The organism is Methylophaga sp. UBA4204 (assembly GCF_002379485.1).
GTDB lineage: Bacteria > Pseudomonadota > Gammaproteobacteria > Nitrosococcales > Methylophagaceae > Methylophaga.
Genome location: NZ_DFTU01000049.1, coordinates 1,203 through 9,549 on the forward strand (window position 1 = coordinate 1,203; position 8,347 = coordinate 9,549).

Annotated in this window: 8 protein-coding genes; 1 reads left to right on the forward strand and 7 read right to left on the reverse strand. The window is 45.3% G+C overall.

Annotated features, from left to right (window positions below):
* From B3182_RS07195 to B3182_RS07210, 4 genes are all read right to left on the reverse strand, one after another.
* The coding region (locus tag B3182_RS07195) for a PAS domain-containing protein (RefSeq protein WP_292752122.1) at positions 1 to 539 on the reverse strand (539 nt) is incomplete at its 3' end.
* A 234-nt stretch (positions 540 to 773) separates the two neighbouring features.
* Positions 774 to 1,745 carry a calcium/sodium antiporter gene (locus tag B3182_RS07200; RefSeq protein WP_292355839.1) on the reverse strand — a complete coding sequence of 324 codons (972 nt, stop codon included), beginning with the start codon at positions 1,743 to 1,745 and terminating at the stop codon, positions 774 to 776.
* 78 nt (positions 1,746 to 1,823) lie between these two features.
* Positions 1,824 to 3,290, reverse strand: coding sequence for a cryptochrome/deoxyribodipyrimidine photo-lyase family protein (locus B3182_RS07205; RefSeq protein WP_292355841.1), 1,467 nt, complete (start codon positions 3,288 to 3,290; stop codon positions 1,824 to 1,826).
* Complete coding sequence (locus B3182_RS07210; RefSeq protein WP_292355843.1) at positions 3,287 to 4,600, reverse strand: DASH family cryptochrome; 1,314 nt, start codon at positions 4,598 to 4,600, stop codon at positions 3,287 to 3,289. Before B3182_RS07210 ends, B3182_RS07205 begins: the two co-directional genes overlap by 4 nt.
* A gap of 103 nt (positions 4,601 to 4,703) precedes the next feature.
* Between B3182_RS07210 and B3182_RS07215 the strand changes: the two genes are divergently transcribed.
* Entirely contained in the window at positions 4,704 to 5,120 is a 417-nt protein-coding gene (locus B3182_RS07215) for a thiol-disulfide oxidoreductase DCC family protein (RefSeq protein WP_292355845.1), read from the forward strand.
* A 54-nt stretch (positions 5,121 to 5,174) separates the two neighbouring features.
* On the opposite strand, the gene B3182_RS07220 is transcribed toward B3182_RS07215, so the two are convergent.
* From B3182_RS07220 to B3182_RS07230, 3 genes are all read right to left on the reverse strand, one after another.
* Positions 5,175 to 7,130: an alpha-amylase family glycosyl hydrolase gene (locus B3182_RS07220; protein WP_292355847.1), complete on the reverse strand. Its 1,956-nt coding sequence runs from the start codon at positions 7,128 to 7,130 to the stop codon at positions 5,175 to 5,177.
* A gap of 42 nt (positions 7,131 to 7,172) precedes the next feature.
* Positions 7,173 to 8,045: a carbohydrate kinase family protein gene (locus B3182_RS07225; RefSeq protein WP_292355849.1), complete on the reverse strand. Its 873-nt coding sequence runs from the start codon at positions 8,043 to 8,045 to the stop codon at positions 7,173 to 7,175.
* A partial coding sequence (locus B3182_RS07230; protein WP_292752124.1) for an HAD family hydrolase occupies positions 8,042 to 8,347 on the reverse strand: 306 nt, incomplete at its 5' end. The genes B3182_RS07225 and B3182_RS07230, both read right to left, overlap by 4 nt.

Consider the following 8,347-nt stretch of genomic DNA (forward strand, 5'->3'; position numbering starts at 1 on the left):
ACACCCGTAAGTGTGTCTGTTTCAGCGAGGCGTTGAACTTCGGCAATCTTGCTTTCCAGTTCAGCGTTGGTTTGAATCAACTGGTGAGTACGTTCTTCGACCAGGTCTTCCAGAGAATGATTTTGTTGCGCCAGCCGATCCAGGTTGAGTTTTCGTTCATTGATATCCCGATGGGCGCCAATCATTCTTGCAACAGAACCATCTTCATTCCATTCGATAATTCTGGCACGGTCTTCTACCCACAAATAACTGTTATCAGCCTTTTTCAGTCGGTATTCAATCTGGTATGAACTGCTATGATTATGTATGTAGTTATCGAAGTGGGCTAATACACGCTGATGATCTTCTGGGTGCAGATTTTGCTCCCAGGATGCTACGCTGGCAGGAAGAGTGGCGGCGCTATAACCCAACATTCTGAACCAACCGGGACTACGATAAACGTATCCGGTATTTGCATGCCAGTCCCACACACCATCGCTGATTATGTCCAATACGACTTGCAGACATTGATCGTCTACCTCGCCCAGCCCCGTCTTCATACCCAATCCTTAGTAATCAAACACTTAAGAGCGGAAGTATCTTATAAATATTTATGTGATGCAAGTCACAATATTATTTGGTTGTCGAGAGAGACAGATAATCATAGGAAATGACGATAAATAAGATAGTAATCAGTATTGAGAATGTGGAGCCCAAATATAAAAAATATGGTGACCTGAGAAGACCTCAGGCCACCATTATTCATAGCCATTTAAACTGCTGTTAATTTTCGCTTAAGTCACAATCGTGCTGACGAGATAGGCTGTATAAGCGACAAACACCAGCATTAACGCACTACCTTCAACGCGATTGATACGCCCTTGTCTTCCGCGAAAACCAAAGCCAAAGATAAATATCGCTATGGTCAGACCAGCCATAACGGCAATATCCCGTGTAAGTATTTCTGCTGGAACACCAAAAGGATGAATCAATCCTGCGATACCCACTACAGCCAGGGTATTAAACAGGTTTGAGCCAATAACATTACCCAGCGCAATATCATGCTCGCCTTTTTTTACAGCAATCAGTGATGAGGCCAGCTCGGGTAATGATGTTCCGATGGCCACGATGGTCAAACCAATAATCAAATCACTGACACCAAACGCTACGGCAATTTCTACTGCGCCCCAGACCAAAATTCGTGAACTGATAATCAAAAAAATCAGACCGATAAATAACCAAATCAATGCTTTTTTCAAGCTCATTGATTCTGTATTGAATTCAGCTTCCATTTCGGTACCGAATGCATCTGGTGATTTCTTCATGCCCTGATAAATGGTCCAGCCCATCAACATAAAGAACACCAAAATCAACACTCCGGCATCCAGACGCGACAATGAACCATCAGCTAACTGCCAGGCAGCCAAGGCGGTCACTGCGATTAGAATCGGCAACTCTTTGCGCAACACTTGTGAATGCACTGCAATCGGACTGAGTACTGCGGTCAGGCCCAGAATTAACGCAATATTGGTAATGTTTGAACCATAAGCATTGCCCAGAGCGAGGCCAGGATTGCCTTGCGTTGCGGCCAATGCAGAGACCACCATTTCCGGTGCTGAAGTACCGAAACCGACTATCACCATGCCGATTAGTAACGGCGGCATACCGAAGTAGCGGGCAGAAACTGCGGCACCATCAATAAATCGATCAGCACTCCATACTAATAAAATCAAACCAAAAATCACCGCAGCAAAGGCAAGTGTCATATGTTCTCCGGAAAAAATATTGAGGAATTTATAGCGTTATTATCAGGGGTGAAACCGTTCGCTGGCAATTCGAATCTGTTAACGACGGGTCAATCGTACATGGCGACGCAGTATACGTTGATTTTCACGTTGCACATCGTCACGTTTACGCCATGACCATAAACGATCCCGGCTTTGTTTTGAGGTATCTTTGATATCAACAATGGGATACGGGTAATCTCTCCCCAACTGAAAATTTAACATCATTTCCTCCATAGGTGTGATTTCCCATGGTCGGTGAATAATTTCATTAGGTAAATCGCAGAGTTCGGGTAACCATTCACGGATAAACTTACCCTCGGGGTCCTGTTCTTCAGCTTGCTTGGTTGGATTATAAATACGAATGGTGTTGGTGCCCGTAACCCCTGCCTGCATTTGTAGTTGTGGATAATGAATACCCGGCTCAAAATCCAGAAACACCCGGGCCAGATGATAGGTTCCGCGCCGCCAGTCAATATGCAGCTGATGACATAAAAAACTGACCAACATGGCGCGCATTCGAAAATTGATATAGCCGGTTGCGTTCAGACAACGCATGCTGGCGTCGACCAGCGGATAACCGGTTTTACCATTTTGCCAGGCTATCAAATCAACTCCCGATTGCTTATCCTCTCGCCAGGGGAAAGATTGATAACCCTGGTTTACCGGCCGAAATTCCATTTCCGTTTCACTTTCAAATTTCTGCATAAAATGACAATGCCAGTGCAACCTTGAAGAGAGTGCTGCCAAGGCTCTTCGCCAGCCGGGGTCATTCCAGTGCTCCAGTAACTGTTGATAGACCTGTCGCAGGCTGATATTGCCCCAGGCAAGATACGGTGACATTCTGGAGCAGGATTGCCGACTCAGATCCGGACTGGAAATCTGTCGGTTATAAAGTTTGCCACGCTTGGCAAAAAATTCAGCCAACACTTTTTGCGCGGTCAATTCGCCACCATATTGAAAAAGCATATCCGTTTGCTGCCATTCGACCGGAGGCGTGAATGGTGTCATCTGCACCTCGGTAATAAAGTCAGCCTGTTGCCAATTACTTTCCGGCACGGATTGCCGCATGACCTGTTGCCAATGTTTATCCCAGTCCTCACGACTGTTTGCGGCACGAATGACCGCACCTTGTGGAAATTGATTCCAGCTAATTTGTTGATGTTTAAACTTTTTATGGAGAATTTTATCTCGCTCATAGGTGATGTTCAGACCTATTTCCTGATGACTGAAAACCGTATCAATCTGATAATACTGCTGTAATTGTTCAAAGACAGCTGGCGCTTCCCCCTCTATCACCACCACACTGGCTTTGTTTACTATCAGCTGCTGATCCAACTGTTGTAATGACTGCCAGACAAATCGCCAATGGCGCAGGCTGTAATGCGCATCATCCACCAGCGAGGGTTCCACAATATATAACAATAAAATGGGTAAATTCTGTTCACATGCAGCATTAAGCGCTGCATGGTCGGATAAACGTAAATCACGTTTAAACCAGACGACATTGATTAATTGACGGGTCATTTTTTGGGAGGAGGCATGATTGGCCAGTCAGCCGCATCAACTGAATCCAGCGGGATAATATCAATGTCTCCCTGCCAATGACGGATAAATTCACCATCTGGATCGTATTGCCGGGTTTGTTTTTCAATATTAAATTGCCGTCCACCTCGAGGATCAGCCCCTACTCCAGCAATATATTGCCAATTGCCCCAATTGGCAGCGACATCATAGTCAATTAATTGCTGCTCAAAATAAGCGGCGCCAAAGCGCCAATCCAGATTCAACTCATGAACAAAACAGCTGGCAACGATCTGCCGTCCCCGATTGGACATATAACCTGAAGCATTAAGTTGTTTCATACAGGCATTGACCAGCGGATATGGTGTATTACCGTTACACCATTTCTGATAACGTTCCGGGTAATAGCAACGTCGGCTTTTAGTGTTTTTTATTCCGTCAAAGCGAAATAATCTGGCGCCATAACGATGGGCATACCATTGAAAGTATTCCCGCCACAGTAATTCAAAGTAAATCCAGTAAGTCGAATCATTACAGACCTTAGTCTGTTCATAGTTTTTGAGCCGGGAAGCCAGATGTCTTACAGAAAGACAGCCTAACGCCAACCAGGGAGAAAATTTGGTTGAATTGGTCCAGCCGTCCAGTTCATTTCGCACAGTTTTGTAACTGGCTGGCAGGTCCTTGGAGAAATAATCATTGATATGTTTCAGTGCAGCCGTTTCCCCTCCAGTAAATTTTGAGGGTTGAAATACCGGCTGGGGAATCTCATCAACCGCAATTGGTCCTGGCGTTGGTGGCAATTGCTGAGGACTCGACATAGGCCTGGGCAGCACTAAATCTTCGACCTGTTTACGAAACTGGGTAAATGATGTTGGTAGTTGATTAAGTTGGAATGGTAAATCATCAGCAGAAAATAATGTGTGACTTGGTTCTGTCACGAATTCACGATCCGGAAATTGTTGTTGTAACAGCTTCCAGTGACGATTTTCATAAACACCTGCATGCTGGCTACGGGCAATAATATCGACGTTATATTTATTGATTAATTCTGTCAGCGCCAGGTGCGGGGTTTGTTGTTTGATAATCAGTACTTGTCCGACATGCTGAAGCTGTTGCTGCAGATCCTTTAGCGACTCGACTAAAAACTGTAAACGACGCTCCCCCATCGCCTTGGCATTCAACCCATTAGGTCTGAACCACTGTGGGTCCAGACAAAACACACAGATAAGTTTATCAACCGACTGCATTTTCCATAATGCAGGCTGATCATGCAGTCGCAGATCATTGGTGAACCAAAATATTCCTGTGGTCATAGGGTTTCAAAACTCCATTGGGATGAAAAGCTGACAGTTCAGAGACTGCAAAGAGAGATATAGGTTCGATGTTTCAGAACTAAGTAGCGTTGAGAACGTCAGAATGACAACCACTTTCAGTAGAGAACACAAAATGCATCAATTGACGGTATTCTTTGATGGTCAGTGCCCTTTGTGCACTAGAGAAATTGCTTTATTAAAACAATTTGATACGCGACAACGACTGCATTTTGAAGATATTCACGCCACTGACTTTGTTTATCGTTATCCCTACATTGATGTCGTTAGCGCCGATAAAAGATTGCATGGTCAATTGGCAAATGGGCAAATCATTACCGGGCTGGATGTGACGGCTAAAGCCTGGGGCCTTGTAGGTCATCATCGCTGGTTGCAGATATTACGCTGGCCGGTCATTCGCTGGTTTGCAGATTTAGCCTATCTGTTTTTCGCCCGGTTTCGTCATCCGATTGCCCGATTATTCGGTGATAAGTCCTGTCAGGATGATAACTGTAAGTTATAGGTTCTATTGATCTTTCAGTGACGACTATGAAAAATCAACAGACCCTCAAGTTATTCAGACTTCGGTCAACCAGTAACAACCAAACCGCGGGATGACCACTGTATTGCCAAACTTCTCGGGACTTTGTCCGGTAATAGCATCCACCAGATGCCCCTGATAGGATTGTGACCATCTCGGTAACTGGTCCAAATCCAGACGCTGAGATTGTTTATCGAAATTCGCAATCACCAAGACCCGATCGGCAGGTTTTTGCAGATGGTAACGCTCAAAAACAAACAAATGCGGATTATCTACCTCGACCAAATCCCGATTATTAAAATCAGCAAATGCATCCAGTTCTTTATGCACCGCAATGAGTGTCTTCAACTGGCTGAAAATCAGATATTCAACTGTACCCGGTACATTTCGCTGTTCAGCTTTTTTCCAGTCAATAAATGGTCGATGTACCCAGCGTGAATCATCCATTTTGACTGGATCATCACGATAACTTTCATCATTGGTTGTACCAATTTCATCGCCATAATAAAGTAACGGCAAGCCACCAAATGACAGAATCATGCTATGCAATAACACGATGATGCGTATCGCATCATCAATAGCCTGCTCATCTCCGATATCAATGGCATATTGCAACCCCACCAGCGAGGCCAGAGAGCCGGAAATACGGGCATCGCCGGTTTTATCATTCTGACCAAATGGTACACCTCTGGCGTGTGAATCAGCATATTGTCCGGTGAAATAGTCGATCAAAAAGCGTCTGTGTTCACGTGGCTCGTAACCTGCCAGCTCTATGTCTTTATCATCAAACCCTAGACCGATATCATCGTGGCAGCGGATGTAATTTAACCAGGTAGCGCGCTCCAGTTTTACCGGAAGACTTTTAATTCCCTGATTCAGCAGTCGGGCATTTTTGGTGGCCACTGCATCCCATAACAACGCCATAAATGTGGCGTTATAGGCAATTTCACATTCTTTGGCGATGACCGCATCTTCGCCAAAATATTTAGTCACTTCGACGGGAGCAACGATGGCCTCAGCAATAAACAATACACCCGGCGCTGTTACCTGACAGCAGTCTTTCATTAGCTGCAAAATCAGATGGGCTTCGCGTTCGTTCTGACAGGTACTGCCGATCTTTTTCCATAAAAATGCCACTGCATCCAGCCGCACAATATCGGCACCCTGGTTGGCCCAAAACAGGATAATATCGAGCATTTCTATAAATACGGTGGGATTGCTGTAATTAAGATCCCATTGATATTCATTAAATACCGTCATTACCCAGCGCTGCATTTCTTTGTTCCAGGTGAAATTACCTGGAGCTGTTTCCGGAAACACTTCAGGCATGCTCTGCTCAAACATATCCGGGACGTGACGGTTTTCAAAAGTATAAAAATAATCGCGATAAGGCGAATAACCATCACGTGCTTTCTGTGCCCACTCGTGCTGGTCAGAAGTGTGATTTAACACCACATCCATCACCAGCAACATATCACGTTGACGGAGATCACCAGCCAAACCACGCAGATCGTTGAGGTCTCCGGCACGGGGATCAATTTCACGGAAATTACTGACAGCGTATCCACCATCACTTTTCCCTTCAGGGCATTTCATGATGGGCATGACATGTACCAGATTAATACCCAAATCCTGAAAATAATGCAGATGTTCACGCATGCCTTGCAGATTTTTGGCGAACCCATTGCAATACAGCGCCATGCCAACCCACTTCTGACTGAGAAACCAGTTGTAATCCTGTTCCCGCTCTATATCCTTAGCACGTAATTCTTCAGACCGATCGATATATTGTCTGGCAAGTGTCTCAACAAGACGCTGGGCCTGTTCGGCAAAGTCCGGGCGTTTGCCATACAGCCTTTCAAATAACGAATGAATGGCGTAGAAGTTGGCACCCAGCCGCGTGTAGAAATAACGCAGATCATGTTTGGAAAACTCTGGTTCAATCTGATTCAGGATGGCATTCAGAAGTGAATGAGATTGCTGTTCGTACATGTAATTTCCTGATTAAAGAGTCGGATAATTCTGGGTGTGTGGTTATGTGAACTCAGAATAAAAAGCAGGATCCTCGCTGACCGCTCCCCGTAATCCTATCACTTTGCTGGCAAAATGCTGGGCATTCAATAAAATTTTCTGTACTGGCCAACCGGCTAACAACCCGTGAATATACATTGCACTGAAAGCGTCTCCTGCACCCACAGTATCAACCAGCTGCTCAGCAGCAACCCGTTTCTGTTCATAAAAGGTTCCATCGTTGCAGCGCACGATACCTCCTTCCTCTCCCCGTGTCACGATCAGTTGTTCCAATTGAAAATGGGTTTGCATCCGGGTCATATCCTGCTGCAAATCCGCTGAATTAAAGCCCAGTTCATTCAATTCCAAATGATTCAGCTTGCACCACTTCGCACGTTCCAGACATTTGTATATATCTTCCTTGCTCCACCACGGTGTGCGTAAATTCACATCCATAAAAACCGAGACGGATTTGGGACGTGTCAGAAACTCAAAAGCATCTTTCGACACTGAATTTCTTAACGCCAGAGAACCATGATAAACAATGGCATCATTACGCAGGCCTGGCAGCTCTGCTGTTTGTATAAAATCATAAGCCCGGTCAGCTCTGATATCGTATGAAGGCTCGCTGCCCTGCAAAGAGACCTGAACCTCGCCCGTGCGATGTTCATTATCTGTTTGCAGCCCTTCAGTAGAAAGCTGCCAATTTTCCATCGCATTGCGGATCTGCTGACCGGATTCGTCATTGCCAACTCTGGAGATGAAAACCGGATGATCCCCAAAGGCTTGTAAATGCCAAGCGACATTAAAAGGTGCTCCGCCCAGTTTTCGTTCACCATCCGGAAAGCAATCAAATAATACCTCACCAAATATGGCTAGCGCGGACTGCTGGCTCATGTATTGTCTCCCGATTCAAGTTGGTTTCTGAATCCTTCGGCATAATGCCAAACACCTTGTAATACCCCTGCACTGTAATTGCCATTCATGCCCAGCGGGCCTGGATCAACAGCAATATAAAGTGACTGTGGGTGACCATTTTCTGCGACTAATTGTTGTGCCATGGCTTTGATTTCATCTGAGGCATTATTGACCACCACCGATTGTATCGGGCTGGCTAAAACCGGCATATCATTACCACTGTCACCAGCAAAAACCACCTCGGTATCCTGATACCCCAAACGGCTTTGCAAAAATTCGAT

Bases quoted from the DNA above. Each gene is read 5' to 3' on its own strand.
- B3182_RS07205 (WP_292355841.1), bottom strand. From the start codon at position 3,290: ATGACCCGTCAATTAATCAATGTCGTCTGGTTTAAACGTGATTTACGT.
- B3182_RS07225 (WP_292355849.1), bottom strand. From the start codon at position 8,045: ATGAGCCAGCAGTCCGCGCTAGCCATATTTGGTGAGGTATTATTTGAT.
- B3182_RS07210 (WP_292355843.1), bottom strand. From the start codon at position 4,600: ATGACCACAGGAATATTTTGGTTCACCAATGATCTGCGACTGCATGAT.
- B3182_RS07215 (WP_292355845.1), top strand. From the start codon at position 4,704: ATGACAACCACTTTCAGTAGAGAACACAAAATGCATCAATTGACGGTA.
- B3182_RS07220 (WP_292355847.1), bottom strand. From the start codon at position 7,130: ATGTACGAACAGCAATCTCATTCACTTCTGAATGCCATCCTGAATCAG.
- B3182_RS07200 (WP_292355839.1), bottom strand. From the start codon at position 1,745: ATGACACTTGCCTTTGCTGCGGTGATTTTTGGTTTGATTTTATTAGTA.